We start from the raw sequence: 23821 nt of genomic DNA on the forward strand, positions 1-23821 counted from the left end.
CGTCAGCGCATGGGGCGGGAGGCGGCGACGGTGTGTGCCGTCAACGACACCCCGACGCGGGTCAGCCCCACCACGGCTGCCCTGAAGTCCTTGATGTGCGGGGTGGTGAAGTGCTCGTCGAGGGCCTGTTGCGAGATCCAGTGCTCGTACACCCGGATCCGCCGTTCGTCGTCGGGGTCGGCGGTCATGGCGTAGTCCAGGCAGCCGGGCTCGGCCGCACGGGTCTGCCGGCCCAGCTCGGCGAGGGCCTTGAGCATCGTGTCGCGGTCGCCGGGCTCGTAGTCCATCCAGCCGGCGACGACTAGCGTCTCAGCCATGTCAGTCACACGTTTCCTCTCGCGGTCATGACCGCGGACCCGCCACCGATGGGGAGACGATGACGGGCCCGCGGCGTACTCAACTGCCGAGCGGTACCGGGACGCTGTCCACGGTGACCGTGCCCCGCTCGCCGTCGACCGTGATCACCATGCCGTCCCGCAGCCGCCGCGTCCCGCCCTCGACGGAGATCACCGCCGGGATGCCCAGTTCACGGCAGACCACCACGGCGTGGCTGTTGAGCGCGCCCACGTCCACGACGGCCGCCCCGGCGACCAGGAACAGCGGGGTCCAGGCCGCGTCGGTGATCGGTGCGACCAGCACCTCGCCCGGCTCCAGCGCCTCGCAGGAGGCCGGGTCGGTGACCACCCGCACGGTGCCGGTGTAGGTGCCATGGCTGCCGGCCACCCCGGAGAGCACATCGCCCTCGACGGCGGCCGGGGTGCGCTCCTCGGCGCGTCGCGGCCAGCCGTCGATCTCGGTCTGCGCGTCGGCGGCCACGAAGAACGGCGGCTCCAACTCGTGCAGGCCCGCGTACTCCGCCAGCCGCTGGGCGATCACCGGCCCGAAGGACTCCGGGGCGGCGACATAGTCGTCGAGCTCGGTGTCCAGCAGCATCATCACGTCCTCGGGCCGGGCGAACAGCCCCGCCCCCACGCCGCGACGGCCCAGTTCCCGTACCGCCATGCGGATCTCGTTGACGACGGTGACGCAGTTCGCCTTGGTGCGCTCGCGGGCCGGGATCCACACCTGGGCGGCGTGCAGGCCCGCGTCGAACAGGGGCTGGGTCTCCTCGGGCAGCAGGGCCCGGATCTCCCGCGCTGTCCGCTCGCGCCCCTCGGTCAGGCGGGTGCGGCGGGCGGCGGGGGAGTCGTCGGCGGGGCTGTGCCGGATCCGGTCGACCAGGGCCAGCGCCTGGACGGGTGCCGCCTCCCAGGACAGCGCGTGGATGTCCCACTCGTTGGGGCCGCGGTCGCCGGACTCGGCGAGGAACTCCTCGAAGGAGTCCCGGAACGCCTTCACATCGCCGGTCGCGGTGGCGAGCGCCTCCTCCACCGCGGCCGGACCCTGCTCGAAGAGCGCGCTGAGCTCGGCCGAGGCCGCCACCTGACGGGACAGCGTCCACAGCCCGGTCGACGGCGAGGCGGAGTCGACGTCGCCCAGACCGCCGATCAGGTCCAGCATGGCGCCGGGCCGCTCCACGCTCGCGCACAGCGGGCCGAGGATCGCCGGTCCGACGGACGCGGGCAGGGAGGACTCGACGTGCCGCTGGAACGTCGTCTCCACCTCGTCCAGCAACGACCGTGCGTGCGCCACGAGTTCGGCGTCGGACAGGGTGCTCAGGTCGGGGCGGGAGCGGCGCAGGGCGCGCAGCCGTTCGCGGTCGGCGTCGGCCTCCGGGAAGCCGGTCTGGCCGAGCATCCGCTGGAGGGTCGCGCCCGCCTTGGCGGTCAGCTCCTCGTCCTGGTCGTCCGGGTGCGCCACGTACACCGGTGTGTCGGAGCGCTGGCCGACGAAGGCCGCGTCGATCTGGTCCGCGGTCTGGCCCATGCGGATGCCGAACAACCGCATGTGGGACAGGTTCAGATAGAAGTGCCCGCCGAACATCCCGACGAACGGCGGCCGGGGACCGGCCACTTCCTCCTCGCGGTAGATGCCGAAGCCGACGAAGCCCTTGCGCCAGCCTTGCAGGCCCCGCCCCCAGACCAGGGTCCAGCCCAGCGGGCTGGCCGGGTCCGGGAGGGTCTCGCCCGCGTTGGCCCGGGTGTAGTGCGGCAGCCGCTCACTGCGCTGCCAGTCCGTGATCCAGCTCTTCATGACGGAGTTCTCCCGCTGTCCGTACCCGCCCGTGCCCGTCCCGCGCCTACCACTGTGCCGTTCCGCCGTCGACGCTGATCAGCGTGCCCGTGATACCCGCCCCCGCGTCGCTCGCGAGCAGGGAGGCGACCGCCGCGATCTGCTCCACGGTGGTGATCTGCTTGGTGGCGGCGTGCTCGGCGAACCGGCCCAGCCACTCCTCGTACGAGATGCCCTCGGCCTCCGCCGCGGCGGGACCCGCGGCCCGCATGAGGTCGGTGTCGACGGCGCCGGGGCAGATGGCGTTGCAGGTGATGCCCTGGGTGCCGTACTCGAAGGCGGTCGCCTTGGTCAGTCCGTGGATGGCGTGCTTGTTGGTGATGTAGTGGCTGATCGCGGGCTTGTTGGCCTGCTTGCCCTCCACCGAGGAGATGTTGATGATGCGTCCCCAGCCGCCGTCCAGCATCTTCGGCAGCGCCCGGCGGGTGCCGTAGAAGTAGTTGTTTATGTTCAGGTCGAGGGCCGCGTGCCAGGCCTCGTCGCTGAGCTGGTGGATCGGTGCGAAGCCGGAGCTGCCGCCGGCGTTGTTGACCCAGATGTCGAGCCGGCCGAAGCGCTCGGCGGCGAAGTCGGCGAGGGCCTCGATGTCCTCCTGCCGGCTCGCGTCGCAGGGCTGGAAGACGGCCCGGTCCCCGGCGTCCATCTCCTCCAGGGCCTGCTTGCCCTTGACCTCGCTGCGGCCGCTGACGACGACCGTGGCGCCGTCGGCCAGGAAGGCCTCGGCGATGGCGCGGCCGATGCTGCGTGTGCTGCCCGTGATCACCGCGACACGTCCGTCGAGGCTGCCCGTAGCCACCATGGTGTTCTCCGAGTGTGGTTGGTAGGTCACCTGGCGGCTCTGGGGGCTGTGTCCAGGTGCTGGTGAATGGTGCGGTGGAAGTGCTGGAGTCCGGGCTCGTTGCGTCCGAAGACGAAGTCGGTGCCGTCGAGGGCCTCAAGGCCCTGCTGGACTCCGTAGGTGGTCGCGTAGTCCTCGTCGCGGACCACCTCGTGGAACCACTCGCCGAACCGGTCGGCGGCCTGGCGCTCCTCGTCGGTGACCGCCGGTTCGCGCAGCAGGATGATCTGCTGGGTCACCGACTCGGTCGCCGTGCGGGGCAGTACCAGGGAGACCGCGATCTTCTGGCGCCAGCCGCCGGCGATCGCGAGGCCCGGGAAGAGCCAGTAGATGGGCCCCACGCAGTCCCCGGGATCGCGCTGCTCCGGCGGCAGGTCGACCGCCCGCGCGATGGGGCGCAGCGCCGGTGCGATGCGCTGGTGGGGGCCCCAGGTGTCGTGGGCCATCATGTTCGACAGGTTCGTCTCGAACACCGTCTTGGGGTGCAGCGAGGCGAAGTGGTAGGTCTCCAGGTACCCGTCGAGGGTGACCTTCCAGTTGGGGCTGGTCAGTTCGCTGGTGGAGTAGTGGTGGCACTCCGCGAGGCGCATCCCCTCCAGGAGGGGCGCCAGGTCCCCGAGCCAGGCGTCCAGGTCGGGTTCGGCGGCCGGGTCGAGGGAGACGAAGACGATTCCGGCGCGCTCCCCGGCCGGGAGGGTGACGAGGCTGCGGCCCTCGCGGGGCACCTCGCCGAAGGTCTTCTCGGCGTACACCCCGCGCAACTGCCCGGCCAGGTCGTACGACCAGGAGTGGTACGGGCAGGTGAGCCGCTTCTGCACGCCGCAGCCGGGTTCGAGGAGCTTGGCCCCGCGGTGCCGGCACGCGTTGATCATCGCGTGTATCGCGCCCTGCCGGTCACGGGTGATCAGCACCGGGATGCCGAGCACGTCGATCGCCTTGTAGGTGTTCGGGCCGGGAAGCTCGCTGGACATGGCGAGCGGCAGCGGGACGCTGCGGTGGACCGCGTCCGTCTCGCGCCGCCAGCGGTCGGCGTCGAGGTAGTGGGCGACGGGTTCCGTCCACTGTCCCTCGGCCTCGTGCGTGGTGTTGTCGCGGTAGTGCGCCATCACCCGCTCGACGAGTTCGGCCGCCTCCCGCCGCATCGTCACGGCCGCCGGGTCGGTGGACCGGTCCTGGCTGATCCACGACGAGTAGTCGGGCGTCGGGGGAGCCGGCGGGGCCGAGGCCGGTGAGCCGCGCCCGGCGGTGGTGTCCCGGATCTCCGGCGAACTGGTCTGGACCACGATGTCCTCACAATCCTCCCAGCCGCGAGCCGGTGACCGGCTTCGTGACGCAACAGCTGGGCTGTGTCCGAAACTGCAACAGGACTTAGTGTGGTCTGTCAATAGAAAGTGTCGAAGTTGCCGCTCGGCGTCCCGTGGGGGTGGGTGCGATGGTCATGACCCTGCCGTTCGAGGTGGGAGTGGTGGTGCGCGACCTGGCGCTGATGGAGCGCTTCTACTGCGAGGTGATCGGCTGCCGCGTCGAGCACCGCTCCCGTGTGCCGGAGTCCGTGGGCGGCCCCGCGGGGCTCGGCGGCGAGCTGGAGGTGGTCTGGCTCGGGGTGCCCTCCGGAGGGTGCGTCAAGTTGATCCTGCCCCGGTCGGCGCCGGTGCCGGTACCTGCGGCGCCCTGGTCGGCCGGGCGTCCGGGGCTGTCGTATCTCACCTTCCACGTCGACGACATGGACCCGGTGGTGGCGGAGCTGGCGGCCGCGGGCGCCCGGCCCCTGTCGGACCCCGTCGTGGTCCCCGCGCACGGCCGCCGGATCAGCTTCTGGACCGATCCGGAGGGCAACGTCGTCGAGCTGGTCGACGGGCGGGGCCACCGACCGTGACCGGGCCATAGTAATTAGAGACGCTCTTCAGTAAGGTGCCCCCAGCCGGTTACTGTAGACCGGCACAAGTAACTCCGCTTGCTTGGCAACCTCCCTCGGACGAAGGGGCGGACGATGGCTCAACGAGCGTCGACGGCATCGAAGAAATCCGCGCAGGTCAGCACACAGGTCGTCAAGGACCTGCACGAACGCATGGTGCGCATCCGGCTGTTCGAGACCGAGGCGGGAAAGCTCATGGAGGCGGGCAAGCTGCCCGGCTTCCTGCACCTGTACGTCGGCCAGGAAGCCGTCGCCGCCGGCGTGATGGCCGCCCTGCGCGACGACGACCAGATCACCTCCACCCACCGGGGCCACGGACACGCCGTGGCCAAGGGCGTCGGCTTCCGCGAGATGTACGCCGAGCTGTACGGCAGGGTCACCGGCGCCTGCCTCGGCCGCGGCGGCAGCATGCACATCAACGACCTCAGCCGCGGGATGCTCGGCGCCAACGGCATCGTCGGGGCCGGGGTCCCGATCGCCGTGGGCGCCGCCTTCGCCGCCCGTTACAAGGGCGAGGACAGCGTCGCCGTCACCTTCTTCGGCGACGGCGCCACCAACATCGGCGCCTTCCACGAGGGCGCCAACATGGCCGCGATCCTCGGCCTGCCGGTCGTCTTCGTCTGCGAGAACAACGGCTACGCCGAGTTCACCCCGCAGTCCGCGCACATGCTGCTCACCGACGTCGCCGACCGGGCCGCCGCCTACGGCATGCCCAGCGTGATCGTCGACGGCATGGACGCGGTCGCCGTCCACCGCGCCGCCGCCGAGGCCGTCGCCCGGGCCCGCGCCGGCGCGGGCCCCATGATGATCGAGGCCAAGACCTACCGCTTCTTCGACCACCAGGGCGTCAAGGGCCTGCGCCACCCCTACCGCTCGGACGAGGAGGTCGCCGAGTGGAAGTCCCGCGACCCCATCGACCTCATCGAGGCCCGGGCCCTCGCCGACGGCACCGCGACCCGCGCCGACCTGGACGACGTATGGCAGCGCACCCGCGAGGAGATCGCCGACGCCATCGCCCACGCCGAGGCGAGCCCGCTCCCCGACCCCGCCGACCTGCTGCTGAACGTCTACTCGGGATGAGCGCCATGACCACCACCACCGAAGCGGCCCTCGCCACCCGCAAGCTCACCTACGTCAAGGCCTTCAACGAAGGACTCGCCCAGGCCATGCGCGAGGACGAGAACGTCTTCGTCGCCGGCGAGGACGTGGCCGGGTACGGCGGCGTGTTCCGCATGTTCGACAACCTCCTCGACGAGTTCGGGCCCCGCCGCATGATCGACACCCCGATCTCCGAGGCCGCCCTGGTCGGCCTCGGCGTGGGAGCCGCAGCCCAGGGACTGCGCCCGGTCGTCGACCTGATGTTCATGGACTTCATCGGCGTCTGCCTCGACCAGATCGTCAACCAGGCCGCGAAGATGAAGTACATGTTCGGCGGCGCGCTGTCGGTGCCGCTCACCATCACCACCGCCTCAGGCGCGGGCCTCGGCGCCGCCGCCCAGCACAGCCAGAGCCTGGAGGCCTGGCTCGCCCACGTGCCCGGCCTCAAGGTGGTGATGCCGTGTGACGCCTACACCGCCAAGGGCCTGACCGTCTCGGCCATCCGGGACGACAACCCGGTCGTCGTCATGCTCAACAAGGTCCTGCTCGGCAGCACCGGCGAGGTGCCCGAGGAGATCTACGGCATCCCCCTGGGCCAGGCGCACACCGCCCGCCAAGGCTCCGACGTCACCGTGATCGCCCTGGGCCGCATGGTGGGCGAGGCCCTCGCGGCGGCCGACGAACTCGCCGCCGAGGGCGTGGAGATCGAGGTCATCGACCCGCGCACCGTCCAGCCGCTGGACACCGAGACCATGTTCGCCTCCGTCCGCCGCACCAACCGGGTCCTCGTGGTGCACGAGGCCGTCACCTTCGGCGGGCTCGGGGCCGAGATCGCCGCCCAGATCCAGGACGTGGTCTTCGACTACCTGGACGCCCCGGTCCTGCGCATCGGCGCCCCCTTCTCACCCGTGCCCTTCTCACCGGTCCTGGAGAAGGCGTACGTGCCCGATCGCGCCCGCATCGCCCAGGGCTGCCGGCGCCTGCTCGAAAGGTCGTGACCGACGTGGCGGTCGAGGTTCTGCTGCCGAAGATCGGCCTGACCATGCAGGAAGGCACGATCGACGAATGGCTCGTGCCCACCGGCGCACCCGTCGCGGAGGGCGAGGCGCTGCTGCGGCTGGCCACCGACAAGGTGGACGTGGACGTCGAGGCGGAGGCCGGGGGACTCTTCCACCCGGTGGTCCCGGCGGGCACCACCGTGCCTGCGGGGGCGCTCATCGGGTGGCTGCTGGCGGAGGGGGAGCAGCCACCGGGGGACGCGGGCGCGCCCGCGCAGGCTACGGCAGCCGTGACCGGCACGAGCGCCGCTGTCCCCTCCGTCGAGCGCCTGCGGTCCTCCCCGAACGCCCGGCGGGTCGCCGCGGCAGCCGACGTCGACCTCACCGTCGTACGCGGCACCGGGCCCGGCGGCCGGATCGTCTCCGAGGACGTGGAAGAGCACCTGGCGGCGCTCGCCGTGCCCCTGCCTCCGGGCGGCAGCGCCTCCTCGCCACTGGTGCGCAAGCTGGCCAAGGAGCGGGGCATCGACCTCTCCGGGGTGAACGGCACCGGGCCGGGCGGCCGTATCCGCAGGGCGGACCTGGAGGCGGTCGCCCCGGTGTCCGAACCCGCCTCCGCCCCTGCGCGCTCCGGCCAGGTCATCCCGCTCACCGGGATGCGCGGCACCATCGCCCGCCGGATGCACGCCAGCCTCCAGGAGATGGCCCAGCTGACGCACGGCTACGAGGTGCGGATGGATGCCGTGGTCTCGCTGCGGGACCGGCTCAAGGAGGAGTGGGCCGACAGCGACCTGCCGGTGCCCAGCATCAACGACTTCCTCCTGAAGGCCGCCGCCCTGGCCCTGCGCGAGCACCCACTGCTCAACGCGACGGTCCGGGAGGACGGCATCCATCTGCTCGACGAAATCCACCTGGGTTTCGCGGTGGCCGTACCGGGTGGCCTGATGGTCCCCGTGATCGAGGACGCGGCGGAGCTGCCGCTGACCGGGATCGCCGGCCGGACGAGGGCTTTGGCCGAGGCCGCGCGGGCCGGGCGGATCTCTCCGGCGCAGCTGGAGGGAGCCACGTTCACGGTGACCTCACTCGGCGGGTACGGCGTCGACTTCTTCACCCCCGTGATCAACCCCGGCAATGTCGCGATCCTCGGGGTGGGCAGGCTCAGGGACGGCGTCGAGTGGGCGGACGACCGACCGCTGCGGACGAGGGTGCTCACCCTGAGCCTCACCTTCGACCACCGCGCGGTCGACGGGGCCCCGGCCGCCGAATACCTGCGCACGCTGGGGGAGTTGCTGAGCAGGCCGCTGCGTCTGCTGGTGTGAGCCGCGGCTCAGATGGCGGGGTCGGCGATCCGTTCCGCGAGCTCGCCGACCTCGCGGACGAACGCGCGGTGGCCCAGTGAGCGGTACACGTCGTCGCCCCGGACCTGTGAGATCGCCGCCGTCTCCAGCAGCGCCAGCAGGCCGAGGCCGATCACCGCCGCCTCGGCGTCGGAGACGGACACGCGTGCCTTGCGGATCAGCCGCACCATCTCCTCCAGCAGCCCGGTACGGCTCTCCTGGCGCAGCGCCTCCGCGTCCTGGCTCATGCCGGCCGACGACACGAAGAACACGGTGGCCGCGGAGCGGTGCTCACCCATCCAGGCCAGCAGGGCGGTGACCGACGCGCCGAGGTCCGAGCCGGGATCATGGGCCTCGGTGATCTCCCGCAACTGCTCGCGCAGCGCGGCGGCGAACGCCCGCATGGTCTCCGCCAGGACCTGGTCCTTGGAGGAGAAGTGGTAGTACACCGCAGCCGAGGTCATCTCGGCCCGGGCGGCGATGTCGGCGACCGTCACCTCGTCCGGGGGCTGCGTGGCGAACAGCTCCGTCGCCGCTTCGATCACCCACTGCTTGCGCGAGGGACGGTGAGCGGCGCGGGTTCCGGATGTCGTCATGATGTCAAGTATGCCGGGCGGCGGGTGTCCCGGAGGCCAACGCGCAGCAGGAATTGTGACGACGAGGCGTCGGAGTTACTGGATACACTGGTCAGTACGGAAGGGCCCCAGGACGCGGGTTCACGGCGGCGGGCAGGGAGCATGATGGCGACCACGACGAAGAACGGCAAGCAGCCCGCCCACCGACCCTCCCGGCGCCAGCACATCATCACCGCCGCCGTGCGGGTGTTCGGGCGCAACGGCTTCGCGGAGACCAGCGTCCAGGACATCGCCGACGAGGCCCAGGTGGTCCCCACCGCCGTCTACTACCACTTCGACGGCAAGGAAGAGCTGCTCGAACTCTCCATGCGCAGGGTCTTCGACCAGCTCAACGCCGTCGTGGAGGCGGCCCGGCCGGAGTCCGAGCCGGGTGACGCGGAGGGGCTGGTGCGGGTCATCGACGCCGTGTGGGAGTGGGTGGAGAAGAACCCGGACGAGGCCCGCCTCTACCAGGTCCAGGTCGCCTCGGCCAACGGCAGCGTCAAGGTGCTGCGGGACGAGTTCGAGCAGCGGCACATCCAGCGTGGCTACGACTACCTCCCCGAGGGCACCACCCGCAGCCCCCGCGCCGCGAAGGCCCGGCACGCGGCCCAGGCCCTCGCCGTCCGCACCCTGATCAGCACGACCATGCTCGTCACCGCGCTCCGAGCGGAGGGCGGACCACTGTCCCAGCTCCCCTCCCGGTCCGTGCTGGAGGCGGTGCGGGCGCTGGCACTGCGCATCGTCGCGGCCGAGCAGAAGGCGGAGTGACCGGCGCACCGGGCCACTGACCCGAGGCCGTTCACCAGGGCAGCGGCCTGCGGTCGGCGAACAGGCCGCCCGTCGTCCCGTCGCCCTCGGGAAGCGTCGCCAGCCAGACCGGTGTGTCCGCGCCCTCCGCCGGGCCGCGCGGGGCTGACGGGCCCCCCATGCCGCTGCGGGTCCAGCCGGGGTCGGCGGCGTTGACCAGGACCCCCGTCCCCGCCAGTTCGGCCGCGAGCATACGGGTCAGGGCGTTGAGCGCCGTTTTGGAGACGCGGTAGGCAGGGTGCCGGCCGGAGTCCATCAGCGACAGGGAGCCGTACGAACTGGTGAGGTTCACGACCCGTCCGTAACCGGCCTCCACCATCCCCGGAACGACAGCCTCCGCCACCCGCCAGGCGCCGGTGAGGTTCGTGTCCAGCGTCGCCCGCAGAACGTCCTCGTCGACGTACGGCGGCCGCAGTGGCCCGTCCAGGGACACCCCCGCGTTGTTCACCAGGACGTCGATCCCGCCCGTCAGCTCGCGCGCCGACCCGACCGCTTCGCGGACACTCACCGCCGAGGTCACATCCAGAGCCAGCGGCAGTGCCGCCGGGCCGAGGGCACGGCACCCTTCCTCTGCTGCGGCCGCTCCGCGCGCCCCGACCAGGACCCGCAGCCCCCGGTCCGCGAGCTGTCGGGCGATCTCCAGGCCGATGCCGCGGGCCCCTCCGGTCACCAGCGCGGTTCTGTCACCGTCGCGCACGGCTGCCTCCTCTCACACCGTCAGGACCGAGCAAGCGCTGATCCCAGGCGCCCCGTACACGTGAGTGAATCCCACCCGCGGCGTCCCCGGCACCTGCATGCCGGGCGCGCGGCCCTGCAACTGTCGTACGACCTCATGGAACTGGCGGAGCCCGGACGCGCCCACCGGCTCGCCGCCGGCCAGACAGCCACCGTCGGTGTTGACCGGGATCCGGCCCGTGGGGTCGGTGGCGCCGCCGGCCAGCAGTTCCTCCTGCTCGCCATGGCCGCACAGACCCGTCTCGGCCAGGTGGATCAGCTCGGAGCCGCTGTCGGTGTCCTGGAGCTGGGCCACCTGTACGTCCGCGGCCCGCACCCCCGCCGTACGGAAGGCCGCCTCCGCGGCGTCGATGCTGGGGCTGCGGTGCGGTCCCGGCGGCAGCCAGGGCGAGAACACCTCGAAGGAACCGAAGCGCCGGGTCCTGAAGGCCAATGAGGCCAGCCTGACGGGTCGTTCGCACAGGTCGAAGGCGCGGTCGCCGCGTGCCAGGACCAGCGCGGCCGCACCCTGGCCCGGCGAACAGAACATGTACTGGGTGAGCGGGGGACTGACCTCGGCCGAGTCGAGGATCTCCCGCTCCGTCAGCGGCTTGCGCCGCCAGGCCAGGGGGTGGTGCGAGCCGTTGCGGAAGGCCCGCTCGGCGACCAGCGCCAGCGCCCGCTCCGGGATCCCGTGCTCGTACAGGTACCGCTGCGTCTTCAGCGCGAAGAACTGGGTGGTGAGCATCAGGCCGGTCTCGGCGTACCAGTCGCCCAGGCCGTAGCGGGCGGGGGAGACATGGAACGCGCCGCGTTCGTGCTTGTCGAAGCCCACCGCCAGTCCCAGCGTGGCCTCGCCCGCGCGCAGCGCATCGGCCACCGTCAGCACGGTGGAGGCGCCGGTCGCGCAGCCGTTCTGCACGTTGACGAACGGCACTCCGGTCAGGCCCAGCCTGCCCACCAGCGTGTCGGGCTTGCCGGACACGTCGGAGCCGCCGGCCGCGAAGCCGATGTCGTGCCAGGCGACCCCGGCGTCGGCGAGCGCCTCGCGCACTGCCCGCCCGGCCATGTCCATGCCGCTGACGCTTTCGTCGCGACCGAAGGGGGTCCTCCCGCATCCGACCACGTAGACGTCCTCGCGCCGGGTCATCGCTCCTCGTCCCGCTCCGGACGGAACGCGAAGGTCATGACCTCGGTGCCGTCGTCGTCCCGGTACGCGCTCACGGTGGTGAGCCGGACCGGCAGACCGATCCGGATCTCCTCGCGGGGTACCGCCAGGCGTGCCTCGACCAGGACCTCACCGAGGTCCACATAGCCCAGGTGGTACGGACGATGGCCACCGGCCGGCGGCCGGTAGGGCGGCTTGGGCGGGAACGCCTGAAGCGTCCACGACCAGACCCGCCCGCTCACCGGAAGCACGTGCGCGGCCATCGTCCCGTCCGCACAGCGGGGGCACGAGTCCTGCCGTGGGAAGACGACGGTGGTGCACCCGGAGCAGCGGGCGCCCACGAGACGCCGTGGGCCCCCGTCGTCGTCCTTCCGGTCCTCCGGCCTCTCGAACAACGACTCGTCGATGAGTCTGGTGGTCATGCCGTCCCGCCTTCCGTGTCACCAGCCCAGCAGACCGGCCAGCCGTTCCCGATGGTGTGCGGCGCCGCCCAGCAGGACCGCGTCGGACTGGGCGCGCCGGAAGTACAGGTGCGCGTCGTGCTCCCAGGTGAAGCCCATCCCGCCGTGCAACTGCACGCACTGGGCGGCGACCGCGACGAACGCCTCGCCGCACCAGGACTGGGCCACCGCCGCCGCCTCGGCCAGCGCCTCGGGCGTGCCGTCCGACCGGACCGCGCGCACCACCGCCGACCGGGCGGCCTCGACCTGGAGCAGCATGTCGGCGCAGGCGTGCTTGACCGCCTGGAAGCCGCCGATCGCCCGCCCGAACTGCGTACGGTCCCGCACGTGGGCCACCGTCGTCTCCAACGCGGCCTGCGCTCCGCCGAGTTGCTCGGCGGCCAGGGCCACCAGACCCACGTCCAGGGCGCGGGAGACGACCTCCGCCCCCTCGCCACCGGCGGTCAGCGCCCGCGCCCGGCAGCCGCTGAAGGTGACCACGGCCTGGCCCCGGCTGAGGTCCAGGGTGGGCACCCGGCGCACCGAGACCCCCGGCTCGCGCGGGTCGACCAGGAAGAGGTCCACGCCGTCGGCGCCGGCCGCGGCCACCACCAGCGCCTCGGCGTCGGCACCGTCCAGGACGAACGGCGCGGTGCCGTCCAGCAGCGGCACACTGCCCTGCCAGGAGACGGCCACCGGCACGGCGTCCGCCCGCCAGGCCCCGTCGGGCGCGGCCACCGCCAGGGCGTGTACGGCGCCCTCGGCCAGCTCCGCCAGCGCCCTGTCGGCCGTGCCGCAGCCGGCCAGCACCTGTCCGGCCAGCACGGTCGAGGACAGCAGCGGCACCGGCGCCAGGGTCCGGCCCAACTCCTCGCAGACGGCGGTGATCTCGGCGAGACCGCCGATGCCCCCCGCCGACTCGGGCAGCCCGAGGGCGGCGAGGCCGACCTGCCGGCCGAGGACCTCCCACAGCCCGGCGTCGATACCGGGGGCCTCCTCGGAGAGCGCGCGGACCGTGGCGGTGCCGCCGGCGTCCGCGCACACGGACCGCACGGTCTCGCGCAGGTCCTCCAGCTCGGCCTCCGACAGGGCCGAGCCGTCGGTCACGGTGCTCGTCGTCATCGTGCGCTCCCGCTGTTCCCGCCCGGTTCCCGCAGGGCGCTGTGCGCGGCGGCCATCCGGGCCACCGGGACGCGATGCGCGGAACAGGAGACGTAGTCGAGGCCGAGGCCGTCGCAGAACGCGATCGACTCGGGGTCACCGCCGTGCTCACCGCACACGCCCAGCTTGATGCCGGGCCGCACCGCCCGGGCCCGCTCGGCCGCGAGGGCGACCAGGGCGCCGACCCCGTGCGGGTCGAGCCGGGCGAACGGACTGGCGGTGAGGAAGCCGCGTTCCCGGTAGGCGGCGAGGACCTGGCGCTCGACGTCGTCGCGGGAGAAGCCGTAGGTGAGCTGGGTGAGGTCGTTGGTGCCGAAGGAGAAGAACTCGGCGTGCTCGGCGAGTTCACCGGCCAGCAGCGCGGCCCGCGGGGTCTCGATCATCGTGCCGAGCCGGTAGGGGACCTCCACCCCGGTGCGGGCGGCGACCGCGTCGGCGGCACCGCGCACATAGGCGGCCGCGGCGGCCAGTTCCACGGGCAGGCTGACGAGCGGGATCATCACCTCCAGCCGGGGCCGCACTCCGGTGGCGGCGACGTCGGCCCAGGCGGTGAAGAGCGCCTCGGCCTGTGCCGGGTAGAGCCGCTCGTGCAGCAGCGCGAGGCGCACCCCGCGCAGCCCGAGCATCGGGTTCGCCTCCCGCAGGGCGGCGGCCCGCTGCTCCTCGGCCGCGTCCGGGGCCTCTCCGGGTGCGGGCAGGAACTCGTGCAGCGGGGCGTCCAGCAGGCGCACGGTCACCGGACGGTTCCCCACGGCGGCCAGCAGCGCGCGGAAGTCCTCGTGCTGGGCGCGTTCCAGCGCCACCAGCGCCTCGTCGCGGGCGGTCCGGTCGGCGGCCAGGAGCACCCGGCGGATCAGCGGCAGCCGCTCGCCGAGGAACTGGTGCTCCGTACGGCACAGCCCGACCCCCTCCGCGCCCAGCGCGAGGGCGGTGTCCACCTCGGCGGCCGTGTCGGCGTTGACCCGCACACCCAGCCGGCGTGCGTCGTCCGCCCACTCCAGCAGGGTGGTCAGCTCGGGCGGCGGCCCGGCGACACTGAGGCTCAGTGCCCCCGCGTAGACGGCGCCGGTACGGCCGTCCAGCGACACCGGGTCGCCCTCGCGCAGCACGCGCTCGCCGAAGCGCACCGTCCCGGCGGCCCGGTCCACCCGCAGTCCCTCCGCGCCGCACACCGCGGGCTTGCCGGCGCCCCGGGCCACCACGGCGGCGTGGGAGGCGATGCCCCCGGTGGCGGTCAGCACCGCGGCGGAGGCCAGCATCCCGGGGACGTCGGCCGGGTTCGTCTCGGCGGCCACGAGGACGACGGGCGTGCCGTCCGCGGCCAGTTCGAGGGCGCGTCCGCTGGACAGCACGACCGCTCCGGTCGCCGCGCCCGGGGACGCGGGCAGTCCCCTCACGAGGAGTTCCTCCCCGCCGGTCAGCCGCAGCTGGGGGTGGAGCAGCTCCTGCACCTGCGCGGGGCTGATCCGGCGTACGGCCTCCTCGTGGCCGAGGGCCCCGTCCCGGGCCAGGTCCGCGGCCAGACAGACCGAGGCTCGCAGCGGCGGGCGCGGTTGCGGGGCGGCGGCGAGCAGGGAGATCTCGTCGTCGCGCACCTCGAAGTCGACCGTCACCGGGGTGCGCAGATGGCGTTCCAGGGTCAGCAGGGAGTGTTCGAGCAGCGCGGTGCCGCCCGCGAGGCGCTCCAGCGGTTCACCGGTGTGCGGCGGCGGGGCGCTGCGCCGTACCCCGCGGAAGAATGCGCCCTGGGGTGAGAAGCGCCCGGTCGCGGGATCGCGGCTGACCGCCGTGCCGTAGCCCGAGTGGTCCGCGGGGCCGATGCGCAGGGCCTGTACGTGCAGGGCGACGGCCAGGTCGGCGGGGAGCTTCTGGGCGCGGCGGGACCTGCGGGCGCGGGGGGAGTCCCAGCGGCCGAGGAGGGCCCGGGCGGCCAGCGCGAGCTGCTGTGCCGGATCGTCCGGGAAGGGACGCGAGCCGTGCTCCGCCGTCAGGGACAGCAGCAGCTCCACCCGTGCCTTTGGCCCGGGGGTGTCCAGGAGGGCGTCGTCGAGCACGGCGGCGGGCACGTCCAGGGCGAACTCGGCGATCATGCGCACCGTGCCGGCCCACACCTCGTACAGGGCGTCGGCACTTCCGATGACGGCGGACAGGTCGTCCGCACGGGTGGGGGAGAAGCCGAGACAGGCCAGGTCCGGGGGCAGCCCGGCGACCTCGGTGGGCGCACTGGCCGACAGACGCAGCAGCAGCGGCCGGGCCGGGTCGGCCACGCGCCGCCCCGAGAGCTGTTCGACCAGTTCTACGGCGGCCTCGGCGGTGTCCGTCTCGCACAGCGACGCGGCGGCGCCCGCAGGCACGGTGAGCCCCGGGACGACCGGCAGGCCGAGGGCCAGCAGCCGGTCCATGGCGGCGCCGTGGGAGCCCAGCCGGTCGGCGTCGAGGCCGCGGATCCGCCCCTGCCCGTAGGGCACCAGGACCCGGCCGGGGCTGTCCGTCGCGGAGGGGGTGAGCGGGCCCGCCTCGCGGTCGGTGACGCTCACGCCCGGCCCCTGGTGACCAGTTCCTCTTCACGGGCCTCGTCCTCGGCCCGGCTGATCCCGAGTACGAGCAGCAGTTCCTGGTGCAGCCGCATCCACACGGTGTGGTACGAGTCGCACAGCGGCGAGGCCAGCCACTCGGGCGCGCCGTCGTCGAAGCGGTCGAGGGCGTCCTCCAGCTCCGTCAGATACCGTCCGCTGCCCGCGAGCGTCTGCTCCAGCCTGCGCAGCACGGGCTGGATGGCCTCGTGCACGTCCTCCAGCGACTCGCGCACCCCGGCGTCGTAGACGTCGTCCGAGTGGTCGTTGGGGGTGCCGTCGGGGCGGCACTGCCAGGCGGTGCACACATCGCGGATCTTCCGGTTGACCGGCAGGAACGCCTCGTAGGCCGCGGTGATGCGCTGTTCCCGCTCGGAACCGGCGGGGACCCGCAGGGTCTGTGCGGCGGTGGCCTTGGCGCGCTCGGTCGGCAGCACCACCGGCCCCTTGACCATGGCCAGCCCGGCCTCGACCAGCGGACGGTGCTCGGACTCCGGCCGACCGCGCCACATACCGCGCAGGACGAGATCGACGACTGCCTCGGCGAGGGGGTCGTCGGACGCGTCCGGAAGGTCCACGGCAGCAGATTGCATCGCCACACCATTTCCCCGGTTCTGTGGTGACCGGTTCCTCGGTTCTGTGTTGCCCGGAGGTTACGCCTCGACGGGCTGGTTAGTGAAGAGTGACTCAAGAAACACTTTCCGGTGCGAGGGCTCCGGAGCGGCCGCCGGCGGCCTTCGGGCGCCCCCGGGCGGCGAGGAACGCGGCCATGAGCTCCTGCGCCCGCGGACCGTCCGCGAGAGCCGCGATCGACCGCGCCTCCTCGGCCAGGTGGTGCCGCAGCCCGTCGCCGTCACCGCGGCGCAGCAGCGCCTTCGCGGCACGCAGCGCGTCGCCCGCGCCGGCGGCCAGGGCAGACGCGGTCCTGTGCGCCTCGTCGTCCAGGTGCCCGTCGTCCACGGACCGCGAGACCAGACCCCATCCTTCGGCGTCGTCGCCGGTCAGGACCCGATCGGTCAGGATCAGCTCCGCCGCCCTGCGGGGGCCCACCAGACGCGGCAGGAACCACGAGGCCCCGCAGTCCGGGGTGAGCCCGATCGCCGTGTACGCCAGCCGGAACCGCGCCGACCGGGCCGCCAGGACGACGTCTCCCGCGAGGGCGAGACCGACCCCGCCGCCCGCGGCCGCACCGCGCACCGCCGTCACCAGCGGCACCGGCAGGTCGTACAGGGCCTGTATCGCGGTGTGCGCGGCATCCGCCACGGCACGTACATAGGCGCCGGTCTCCGCGCCCCGGCCGGCGAATGCGCGCAGGTCGCCCCCCACGCAGAAGCTGCCGCCCGCCGATCGCAGCAGCACCGCGCCGCCCGGGTCCGCGGCCACCTCGCGGGACGCGTCCCGCAGCGCCTCGGCGGTCCTCAGGTCCAGGGCGTTGCCCCGCGCGGGATCGTCCAGCCTCAGTTCGACGACCCGGTCGGGGTGACGGACGATCCGGACCGGCTGGGTGCTCACGGGCAGGGTCATGGGCGGTGCTCCTCGCGTCTTCCCGTCGACGGGTGCTTCCCGGCAAGATACTGAAGACGCTATACAGTTTCTAGGACGCGACGGGTCGGACGCCCGTACGCCCGTCGGCGGGAGGACCCGTGCCCATCCAGTTCGATGTCGATCCGGCAGTCGCCCAACTCGTCGCGTCCACCGCGGAGTTCGTGCGCGAGGTGGTCGTCCCGGCCGAGCGCGAGTGCGGCGGGTCCGTGCACGACGCCCCCGAGGCCCTGCGCGAGACCCTGCAGAAGGCCGCCCGTGCGGCGGGCGTCTTCGCCCCCCACGTGCCCGAGCGCTGGGGCGGGCACGGGCTCGACCTGCGCGGACAGGCGGCCGTCTTCGAAGCCGCGGGCTACTCCCTGCTCGGTCCGCTGGCGCTTAACTGCGCGGCTCCTGACGAGGGCAACATGCACCTGTTGGAGAAGGTGGCCACCGAGGAACAGAAACAGACCTATCTGCGCCCCCTCGCCGCGGGGGAGACCCGGTCCTGCTTCGCCATGACCGAACCGGCGCCGGGCGCCGGGGCCGATCCCCGCTCCCTGCGCACCACCGCGACCCGGGTCCCCGGCGGCTGGCGCCTGGACGGACACAAGTGGTTCATCACCGGCGCCCACGGAGCCGGCTTCGCCATCGTCATGGCCCGGACCTCGGGCAGCCCCGGCGACCCGGGCGGCGCCACCATGTTCCTGGTCGACGCCGGCACGCCCGGCATGCGCCTGGTCCGCAGCATCGACACCCTCGACGAGTCGCTCTTCGCCGGACACGCCGAGATCGTCTTCGAGGACTGCGTGGTGGGGGAGGGGCAGGTCCTCGGCGAGGTGGACCGCGGCTTCGAGGGCGCCCAGGTCCGGCTCGGCCCCGCCCGGCTCACCCACTGCATGCGCTGGCTGGGAGCGGCTCGCCGCGCCCAGGACGTCGCGCTGGAACGGGCCGGAAGCCGGATGGCGTTCGGCTCGACGCTCGGCGACCTCGGCATGGTCCAGCAGATGCTGGCCGACTCGGAGATCGACATCGAGGCGAGCCGTGCCCTGATCCTGCGCACCGCCTGGGAGCTGGACACCGCGTCGGCGGCCGCCTCCCAGCTGACCTCGGTGTCCAAGACCTTCGTGGCCGAGGCGGTCAACCGCGTGGTCGACCGGGCGGTGCAGATCTGCGGAGCCCTCGGCATCTCGGCCGCGGACGCGCCGCTGGCCCGGCTGTACCGGGAGGTACGGCCGTTCCGGATCTACGACGGCCCCTCGGAGACGCACCGCTTCGCCATCGCGCGGCGGGCGGTGCGGCCGTATCGGCAGCCGCGGGCGGAAGCGGCCGAGAGCCGCTGACAGTCTGGGTCTGTCGTCTGGAGCTGGGCCGGAGCCGGGTCTGGAGCCTCGCCCGCGCACCGGAGTCTGCGTGAGCCGATCGATGCATACGCCGTTCAGGCGCCGGCCCCGGCAGTCCCCGTGCCGTCGGCCCGGGGGCCGTGCCAGTCCAGGCACAGGACGGTGGCGTCGTCGCGCACATAACCGTCGCAGGCGTCGGTGACCGCCTCGACCAGGGTGCGCACGACCTCGCGCGGGTGATCGGCGGCGGTGTCGGAGATGAGTCCCGGCAGATCCACCTTCTCCGCCTGCCGCTCCACCATGCCGTCGGTGAAGAGGACGAGGCGGTCGCCCGGACGCAGGTCGATGTCCTGCACCCGGTACGCGCCCTGGCCGACGACGCCGAAGGGCAGGTTCACGGCCAGGGACAGCTCGCTCACCCTGCCCTCACGCAGCCGCAGCGGCCAGGGATGGCCGGCGTTGACGAGCTGGGCCGAGGTGCCGTCCAGGGCGATACGCAACAGCTGGCCGGTGGCGAAGGTGCGTCGGCCGTGGTCGAGGAGGGCCTGGTGGGTGCAGCGGGCCTGCTCGGCGAGGTCGGCCCCGGCGCGCCGGGCGCCGCGTGAGGCGTTGATCAGGAGGGTGGCCATGAGTGACGCGTCGACGTCGTGCCCCATGGCGTCGGTGATGGACAGGTGCAGGGTGTCACGGTCGAGCGAGTAGTCGTAGGTGTCACCGGCGATGTCCGCGGCGGGGACGAGAGCACCCGCCAGAGCGAACTGGGGAGCCTCGCAGGACGCGGCCGAGGGCAGCAGCTGGCGCTGGATCTCGGCGGCGAGACTGACCGGGGTGGTGCGATTGCCCCAGTGGTAGAGGTCGGTGAAACGGCGGTCGGTGACGATGATGTAGGCCAGCGCGTGCGCGGCCTCCTGCACCTGCTCCAGGACGTCCTCGTCGGCGTGGGTGAGGACGAGCTCCAGGATGCCGATGGTGTCGCCCCGGTTCGAGACGGGCGCGAGGACGGACTGACCCTCCCCGTCCTCGGGAATCCGCATCAGCTTCTGGGTGCGCAGGACCTCGCCGTACGTACTGTCGCCGATGAGGGGGACCTGTTCGGCGTGGCGCTCCTGAGGCTCGTCGGCCTCTTCGCTGACCCGCAGCAGCCGCTGCCCCACCATGTCGACGAACAGGAAGGACACATACCGGGCACCGAACCGGTCACGCAGATTGCGCGCCACGACATCGAGGGAGCGCACGGGCGCGGCATCCTCAGCCGCTGCCAGTACCTCCGCCAGTCCGATCCGATCGCGCGCCATGTCATCCTCCCTGGGTCACCATTTCGCTTTCCCAGCGAGACGGCAGACACATCATTCCTGTGATGTGTGCCTCCCGGGCGCTTCACACGGCCCGCGGCTCATACGGTCGCGCCACCGCTGCCCGGAGGCCGCCGGAGCAGGTGCAGACAGACGACCGCGGCGACGACGGTCCGCCGTTCCGAGCCGTCCAGCCCGGGGCCGGTCTCCACCACGTACTGCTGCAACCCGATCCACATGTCGATGCTGCTCACCGTGACCCGACCGAGCACCTCCGGCGCCGGACCGCTGTACGGATCGGTCTGGGTGAGCTGCCACTCGATGGACAGCTGACCCCGACGGGTGAGGAAGAGAGACCGTCCTCCTTCCGTCCGAAGACGCAGCTGCGCGGTTTTGACGAACCGTCCGGTACTGACGGTGCCGACCTCCCGGCCGGTCGCGTCGTCGAAGCGGAACTCCGCCGGCCCGAACTGCTCGATGTGCAGGAGGCGTTCGCCGGCTGCCATGGTGAGCAGGTGGTGCGTGTCGTCGGTCTCCGTGACGTGAGCGAGCGGGGTCCCTTCCACGGTGGACACGGCGAGAAGCGGCCCCAGGTACCTCCGCCACCGAGAACGCTTCGGCTGCGCCACGACAACGGCTTGCAGCGCGAACAGCCTGGCATCCGCCGACGCTCTTCCATCCTCCACGCTTCCCCCTGCCCGAGCACGTCCCCTGTGACCGACACCCTGTCCCCTACCCACCGCGGGGGCGCACGCGGCCGCACGGCACGGTCCGCCTTTCTACGACCCCTCCGTCAACCGTGACTGGGACCGGAACTGCCGTACGAACGTCCTCGGGTCCCGTACGACCTGCCACAGCCCGGTCGACAGCAGGGTCAGACTGACGGTGAAGCAGAGCCAGAAGACGAACTGGGCGCCGGGCGCGAGGTCGTGGGTGCTGCCGTCGTCGTACAGGCAGTACGCCTGCGGGGGAAAGGGCTTCGAGACGCCGACCCCTCCGTAGTACATCGAGCACGGATCCTCGCCGGGATCCTTGAGCGTGTCGTCCGCCGTGACGATCAGCAGCCAGGCCACCGCCGTCACCGGAACCGTGCCAAACACGGTCACCTTCGTCCAGATCGGCAGACGAGGGTGGCCGAGGAGTCCGGTCAGCGCGACCAGTACCACCACGAACACCGCGACGACGACCGCCGCGGTGAACCGCCGCTCGAACACCTCGACCAGGAGCCATGCGACCCCGGCCACCGGAGGAGCGGTGAAGGCCACGACCTTGATCCCGGGCGCGATCCGAGGGTGCACGAGCAGACACAGGACGAGCGCGCACACGATCACGGCGAACAGGGTGGTCATGGACGTGCGGCGGGCGAGGTGGGGGAGTCCCGGTGCGTCTCGTCCCTGCGCCACGCTCCGACACCGAGCTGTCCGGTCGTCCCGAGATCGAGTTCCGGTACGACCGTCACCGGATCGGCCGCGGGTCTGGCCCGCACGCGTACGTAGGGCGCGTTCACCGCTTCGCCGAACTGGGTGGTGTTGCGCCAGGCCAGGTCGGCCACCGCGGCCTCACCCGGCCCCAGCACCACGGGGCGCGGGCGGCCGTTCCCTCCGAGCCCGGTGCTGATGCGGTCGGTCCCCTCCAGGATCCGTACGCCGTTCACGGTCTTGTGGTCCGCGTCCTGGAGTTCGAGTGCGGGGTAGCCGTCGAGCCGGTACGGGCGCGTGCCGCAGTTGACCAGGTGCAGACCGAGGACGCGCAGGCCCATGGCCGCGTCCCCCTGGTCGGCGTAGAGATGCACGCCCGATGTGGGACACGGCCCGGAGGCGGACGACACCTCGGCGGTCGGGACGCTGCGTACCTTGGTCACCTGCACGCCCGTCACCGCGGGTGCGCTCCCGACCGTCTGCCGCATGACCACGGTTCCCTTGACGGTCCGCCCCGGCGCGATCGCCTCGACGGTCCGCTCCCCGTTGTCGACCGCGCCACCGGACGCCGAGAGGAACCCGAAGGTGAGGGTGTAAGTGGCCTTCTCCTTCTGTCGGTTGGTGAGTTCGAAGTCCGCGCTGTAGTCGACCCCCGCACAGCCGCTCGCCGGCCCCCAGGCGTACAACGCGGTGATGCGGACGCCGCCCTCGGGCGTACCCCCGGCGGAGGGCAGGGGTAACGCGGAGGGCGTGCCGGAGGTGCGTGGGGACGGTTCGGAGCGCTCGGTGCTGCCGTACGGCGCCGCGTCCGAGGGGCACAACGCCTCGGCGCGGACCGGGGCTTGGCCGTCCCCACCGCCCGGCGAGGCGCTCTGGGTACCGCAGGCGGCGAGCAGCGCGGCCGCGGCGAGGACGGACGGTGCCGTACGGGAGGGAGATGGCATCCGCCCACCTCACCAGGGGCCCCGCCCAAGGGCTGTGGCGGAACCCACACCTCCGGTCACAGCGGTGTCACAGACCACACGGGAACCACCGGCAAGCCGACTGGAGGGCTTCACGCCTTCCTGCTGGACACGGTGGTCGCCGCCCGCCCCACGGGTCGGCTCACGTGTGGCTCACACCGTGCCCAGCCGAGCCGGCACCTCCCGATGGCCGTTGGATATGAAGGACTCCAGCGGGCGCAGTTCAGTCATGGGTACGGCCGCGTCGAGGTCCGGGTAACGGGCGAAGAGGGCCGACAGGGCGATGGACGCCTCCAGGCGGGCCAGCTGAGCTCCCAGGCAGTAATGGACGCCGTGGCCGAAGGACAGATGCTCGCCCCGTGTGGCGCGGGTGACGTCGAAACGGTCGGCGTCGGTTCCGTGCAGCGCGGGGTCACGGCCCGCGGCCGCGTACGAGATCGTGATGGCCTCGCCCCGGGCGATCGTGACCCCGCCGATCTCCAGGTCCTCCACGGCGTATCGCAGAATCGAGTGCGCGCCGGGTGCGTCCAGACGCAGTGACTCGTCGATGACGTCGTCCCAGGACGCCCGGCCGGCACGCACCAGCCGGAGCTGCTCGGGGTCGGCGAGCAACCGGGTGATCGCGTTGTCGAGGAGGTTCACCGTCGTCTCGTAGCCGGCGGTGAGCAGCAGGATCAGGTTGTCCGCCAGCTCCTTGTCGGTCATCGCCATGCCCTCGTCGTCGCGGGCGGCGACCAGATCCGTCGTCAGGTCGTCGCCGGGCTCGCGCCGTTTGAGGGCGATGAGGTCGCTCATGGTCCGGTAGAGGTGGAGAACATTGCTCTGTGCTTCTTCCTTGGACGCCGTGGTCGCGAAGAAGCCCTTGATGATCCGGTGCAGTTCGCCGCGCGCCGACTCGGGCACGCCGAAGAGTTCGGAGATGACGCTGCTGGGCAGGGGGTGGGCGTAGTGCTCCCGGAGGTCGACGACCGAGTCCGGGGTGCGGGCCGCGTGCTGCGCGAGTCCGTCCAGCAGATCTTCGACGATCCTTTCGATGCCGGGTCGCAGCGCGTTGACGCGCCGGATGCCGAACGCTCCGGCCACCGGGCGGCGCAGCCGGGTGTGCTCGGCGCCGTACGTGGTGACCATGTTCTGTACGGAGACCCATATGGACAGCGGCCAGTCCGCTGTCACCTCGCCGTCGATCCAGGCCTGCCAGTGCCGGTAGGCGTCCTTGGAGACCCGCGGATCGAGCAGGAGTCGCCTGATCAGGTCGGCGCTGGTCACCGACCAGGCCGGTACGCCGCCCGGTAGCTCGACCCGGGTCACGGGCCCGTGTGCGCGGATGCGTTCGATCTCGCCCTGGATGTCGCTTCCGGTGGGGTCGATCGCGAAGGGGCAGGCCGAGGGCTGCCGCGTGGACGACGTGGTCTGCATCGTTGGTTCCGCCTTCTGCGTTCGGTGGTGC

The 23821-nt window shown here is 72.4% G+C and carries 23 protein-coding genes; 6 read left to right on the forward strand and 17 right to left on the reverse strand.

The annotated features are described in order from the left end of the window. Nucleotides 1–2 precede the first annotated feature (2 nt). The 4 genes from ACFULQ_RS30950 to ACFULQ_RS30965 all read right to left on the reverse strand — a co-directional run bounded on the left by ACFULQ_RS30950 (nucleotide 3) and on the right by ACFULQ_RS30965 (nucleotide 4293). Complete coding sequence (locus ACFULQ_RS30950) at nucleotides 3–317, reverse strand: putative quinol monooxygenase (protein ID WP_383550287.1); 315 nt, start codon at nucleotides 315–317, stop codon at nucleotides 3–5. Nucleotides 318–396: 79 nt separating this feature from the next. Then, nucleotides 397–2133: a PEP-utilizing enzyme gene (locus tag ACFULQ_RS30955; RefSeq protein ID WP_383550289.1), complete on the reverse strand. Its 1737-nt coding sequence runs from the start codon at nucleotides 2131–2133 to the stop codon at nucleotides 397–399. A gap of 46 nt (nucleotides 2134–2179) precedes the next feature. Continuing rightward, nucleotides 2180–3001, reverse strand: coding sequence for an SDR family NAD(P)-dependent oxidoreductase (locus ACFULQ_RS30960; RefSeq protein WP_383550291.1), 822 nt, complete (start codon nucleotides 2999–3001; stop codon nucleotides 2180–2182). Continuing rightward, complete coding sequence (locus tag ACFULQ_RS30965) at nucleotides 2998–4293, reverse strand: aromatic ring-hydroxylating dioxygenase subunit alpha (protein ID WP_383550293.1); 1296 nt, start codon at nucleotides 4291–4293, stop codon at nucleotides 2998–3000. The genes ACFULQ_RS30960 and ACFULQ_RS30965 overlap by 4 nt, the downstream gene beginning before the upstream one ends. A 155-nt stretch (nucleotides 4294–4448) precedes the next feature. On the opposite strand from ACFULQ_RS30965, the gene ACFULQ_RS30970 reads away from it, so the two are divergent. From ACFULQ_RS30970 to ACFULQ_RS30985, 4 genes are all read left to right on the forward strand, one after another. Then, nucleotides 4449–4886, forward strand: a complete 438-nt coding sequence (locus tag ACFULQ_RS30970) for a VOC family protein (RefSeq protein ID WP_383550294.1) — start codon at nucleotides 4449–4451, stop codon at nucleotides 4884–4886. A 114-nt stretch (nucleotides 4887–5000) separates the two neighbouring features. Next, the gene (locus ACFULQ_RS30975) at nucleotides 5001–6005 is read left to right on the forward strand and encodes a thiamine pyrophosphate-dependent dehydrogenase E1 component subunit alpha (RefSeq protein WP_383550296.1); all 1005 of its coding nucleotides are present in this window, start codon (nucleotides 5001–5003) and stop codon (nucleotides 6003–6005) included. A gap of 5 nt (nucleotides 6006–6010) precedes the next feature. Beyond that, nucleotides 6011–7021: an alpha-ketoacid dehydrogenase subunit beta gene (locus ACFULQ_RS30980; RefSeq protein WP_383550298.1), complete on the forward strand. Its 1011-nt coding sequence runs from the start codon at nucleotides 6011–6013 to the stop codon at nucleotides 7019–7021. A gap of 5 nt (nucleotides 7022–7026) precedes the next feature. Continuing rightward, a complete protein-coding gene (locus ACFULQ_RS30985; protein ID WP_383550300.1) occupies nucleotides 7027–8340 on the forward strand; it encodes a dihydrolipoamide acetyltransferase family protein in 1314 nt (437 codons plus the stop codon). Nucleotides 8341–8348: 8 nt separating this feature from the next. On the opposite strand, the gene ACFULQ_RS30990 is transcribed toward ACFULQ_RS30985, so the two are convergent. Continuing rightward, a complete protein-coding gene (locus tag ACFULQ_RS30990; protein WP_383550302.1) occupies nucleotides 8349–8954 on the reverse strand; it encodes a TetR/AcrR family transcriptional regulator in 606 nt (201 codons plus the stop codon). 141 nt (nucleotides 8955–9095) lie between these two features. Between ACFULQ_RS30990 and ACFULQ_RS30995 the strand changes: the two genes are divergently transcribed. Then, nucleotides 9096–9743, forward strand: a complete 648-nt coding sequence (locus ACFULQ_RS30995) for a TetR/AcrR family transcriptional regulator (RefSeq protein ID WP_383550304.1) — start codon at nucleotides 9096–9098, stop codon at nucleotides 9741–9743. Nucleotides 9744–9774: 31 nt separating this feature from the next. On the opposite strand, the gene ACFULQ_RS31000 is transcribed toward ACFULQ_RS30995, so the two are convergent. The 7 genes from ACFULQ_RS31000 to ACFULQ_RS31030 form a co-directional block, all read right to left on the reverse strand. After that, a complete protein-coding gene (locus ACFULQ_RS31000) occupies nucleotides 9775–10479 on the reverse strand; it encodes an SDR family NAD(P)-dependent oxidoreductase (protein WP_383550306.1) in 705 nt (234 codons plus the stop codon). A 12-nt stretch (nucleotides 10480–10491) separates the two neighbouring features. Continuing rightward, the gene (locus tag ACFULQ_RS31005; protein WP_383550308.1) at nucleotides 10492–11646 is read right to left on the reverse strand and encodes a thiolase family protein; all 1155 of its coding nucleotides are present in this window, start codon (nucleotides 11644–11646) and stop codon (nucleotides 10492–10494) included. Then, nucleotides 11643–12086, reverse strand: coding sequence for a Zn-ribbon domain-containing OB-fold protein (locus tag ACFULQ_RS31010; protein WP_383550310.1), 444 nt, complete (start codon nucleotides 12084–12086; stop codon nucleotides 11643–11645). The genes ACFULQ_RS31005 and ACFULQ_RS31010 overlap by 4 nt, the downstream gene beginning before the upstream one ends. 18 nt (nucleotides 12087–12104) lie before the next feature. After that, nucleotides 12105–13226 (reverse strand): acyl-CoA dehydrogenase family protein, encoded by a 1122-nt coding sequence (locus ACFULQ_RS31015; protein ID WP_383550312.1) that lies wholly within the window; start codon nucleotides 13224–13226, stop codon nucleotides 12105–12107. Beyond that, a complete protein-coding gene (locus ACFULQ_RS31020) occupies nucleotides 13223–15802 on the reverse strand; it encodes a putative PEP-binding protein (protein ID WP_383550314.1) in 2580 nt (859 codons plus the stop codon). The genes ACFULQ_RS31015 and ACFULQ_RS31020 overlap by 4 nt, the downstream gene beginning before the upstream one ends. Next, on the reverse strand, nucleotides 15799–16431 hold the full coding sequence (locus ACFULQ_RS31025) for a hypothetical protein (protein WP_383550316.1): 633 nt from the start codon (nucleotides 16429–16431) through the stop codon (nucleotides 15799–15801). Before ACFULQ_RS31025 ends, ACFULQ_RS31020 begins: the two co-directional genes overlap by 4 nt. Nucleotides 16432–16525: 94 nt before the next feature. After that, nucleotides 16526–17362 carry an enoyl-CoA hydratase/isomerase family protein gene (locus tag ACFULQ_RS31030; RefSeq protein WP_383550318.1) on the reverse strand — a complete coding sequence of 279 codons (837 nt, stop codon included), beginning with the start codon at nucleotides 17360–17362 and terminating at the stop codon, nucleotides 16526–16528. A gap of 119 nt (nucleotides 17363–17481) precedes the next feature. Between ACFULQ_RS31030 and ACFULQ_RS31035 the strand changes: the two genes are divergently transcribed. Next, a complete protein-coding gene (locus ACFULQ_RS31035; protein WP_383550320.1) occupies nucleotides 17482–18702 on the forward strand; it encodes an acyl-CoA dehydrogenase family protein in 1221 nt (406 codons plus the stop codon). 95 nt (nucleotides 18703–18797) lie between these two features. Here the strand turns inward: ACFULQ_RS31035 and ACFULQ_RS31040 are convergent, their stop codons facing one another. The 5 genes from ACFULQ_RS31040 to ACFULQ_RS31060 form a co-directional block, all read right to left on the reverse strand. Next, nucleotides 18798–19997 (reverse strand): PP2C family protein-serine/threonine phosphatase, encoded by a 1200-nt coding sequence (locus tag ACFULQ_RS31040; protein WP_383550322.1) that lies wholly within the window; start codon nucleotides 19995–19997, stop codon nucleotides 18798–18800. Between the two features lie 98 nt (nucleotides 19998–20095). Beyond that, nucleotides 20096–20569: a hypothetical protein gene (locus ACFULQ_RS31045; protein WP_383550324.1), complete on the reverse strand. Its 474-nt coding sequence runs from the start codon at nucleotides 20567–20569 to the stop codon at nucleotides 20096–20098. A 204-nt stretch (nucleotides 20570–20773) separates the two neighbouring features. Continuing rightward, a complete protein-coding gene (locus tag ACFULQ_RS31050; RefSeq protein WP_383550326.1) occupies nucleotides 20774–21343 on the reverse strand; it encodes a hypothetical protein in 570 nt (189 codons plus the stop codon). Next, nucleotides 21340–22356, reverse strand: a complete 1017-nt coding sequence (locus ACFULQ_RS31055; protein ID WP_383550327.1) for a DUF4232 domain-containing protein — start codon at nucleotides 22354–22356, stop codon at nucleotides 21340–21342. Before ACFULQ_RS31055 ends, ACFULQ_RS31050 begins: the two co-directional genes overlap by 4 nt. Nucleotides 22357–22527: 171 nt before the next feature. Next, entirely contained in the window at nucleotides 22528–23790 is a 1263-nt protein-coding gene (locus tag ACFULQ_RS31060; protein ID WP_383550329.1) for a cytochrome P450, read from the reverse strand. Between the last annotated feature and the right edge of the window lie 31 nt (nucleotides 23791–23821).

It is taken from the genome of Streptomyces sp. NPDC057253, assembly GCF_042669125.1.
Classification (GTDB): domain Bacteria; phylum Actinomycetota; class Actinomycetes; order Streptomycetales; family Streptomycetaceae; genus Streptomyces.

Excerpts from the sequence above, each read along its gene's own strand:
- ACFULQ_RS30950 (WP_383550287.1), bottom strand. The coding sequence starts at position 317 with ATGGCTGAGACGCTAGTCGTCGCCGGCTGGATGGACTACGAGCCCGGC.
- ACFULQ_RS30955 (WP_383550289.1), bottom strand. The coding sequence starts at position 2,133 with ATGAAGAGCTGGATCACGGACTGGCAGCGCAGTGAGCGGCTGCCGCAC.
- ACFULQ_RS30970 (WP_383550294.1), top strand. The coding sequence starts at position 4,449 with ATGACCCTGCCGTTCGAGGTGGGAGTGGTGGTGCGCGACCTGGCGCTG.
- ACFULQ_RS30975 (WP_383550296.1), top strand. The coding sequence starts at position 5,001 with ATGGCTCAACGAGCGTCGACGGCATCGAAGAAATCCGCGCAGGTCAGC.
- ACFULQ_RS30980 (WP_383550298.1), top strand. The coding sequence starts at position 6,011 with ATGACCACCACCACCGAAGCGGCCCTCGCCACCCGCAAGCTCACCTAC.
- ACFULQ_RS30990 (WP_383550302.1), bottom strand. The coding sequence starts at position 8,954 with ATGACGACATCCGGAACCCGCGCCGCTCACCGTCCCTCGCGCAAGCAG.
- ACFULQ_RS30995 (WP_383550304.1), top strand. The coding sequence starts at position 9,096 with ATGATGGCGACCACGACGAAGAACGGCAAGCAGCCCGCCCACCGACCC.
- ACFULQ_RS31005 (WP_383550308.1), bottom strand. The coding sequence starts at position 11,646 with ATGACCCGGCGCGAGGACGTCTACGTGGTCGGATGCGGGAGGACCCCC.
- ACFULQ_RS31010 (WP_383550310.1), bottom strand. The coding sequence starts at position 12,086 with ATGACCACCAGACTCATCGACGAGTCGTTGTTCGAGAGGCCGGAGGAC.
- ACFULQ_RS31015 (WP_383550312.1), bottom strand. The coding sequence starts at position 13,226 with ATGACGACGAGCACCGTGACCGACGGCTCGGCCCTGTCGGAGGCCGAG.
- ACFULQ_RS31025 (WP_383550316.1), bottom strand. The coding sequence starts at position 16,431 with ATGCAATCTGCTGCCGTGGACCTTCCGGACGCGTCCGACGACCCCCTC.
- ACFULQ_RS31030 (WP_383550318.1), bottom strand. The coding sequence starts at position 17,362 with ATGACCCTGCCCGTGAGCACCCAGCCGGTCCGGATCGTCCGTCACCCC.
- ACFULQ_RS31040 (WP_383550322.1), bottom strand. The coding sequence starts at position 19,997 with ATGGCGCGCGATCGGATCGGACTGGCGGAGGTACTGGCAGCGGCTGAG.
- ACFULQ_RS31050 (WP_383550326.1), bottom strand. The coding sequence starts at position 21,343 with ATGACCACCCTGTTCGCCGTGATCGTGTGCGCGCTCGTCCTGTGTCTG.
- ACFULQ_RS31055 (WP_383550327.1), bottom strand. The coding sequence starts at position 22,356 with ATGCCATCTCCCTCCCGTACGGCACCGTCCGTCCTCGCCGCGGCCGCG.
- ACFULQ_RS31060 (WP_383550329.1), bottom strand. The coding sequence starts at position 23,790 with ATGCAGACCACGTCGTCCACGCGGCAGCCCTCGGCCTGCCCCTTCGCG.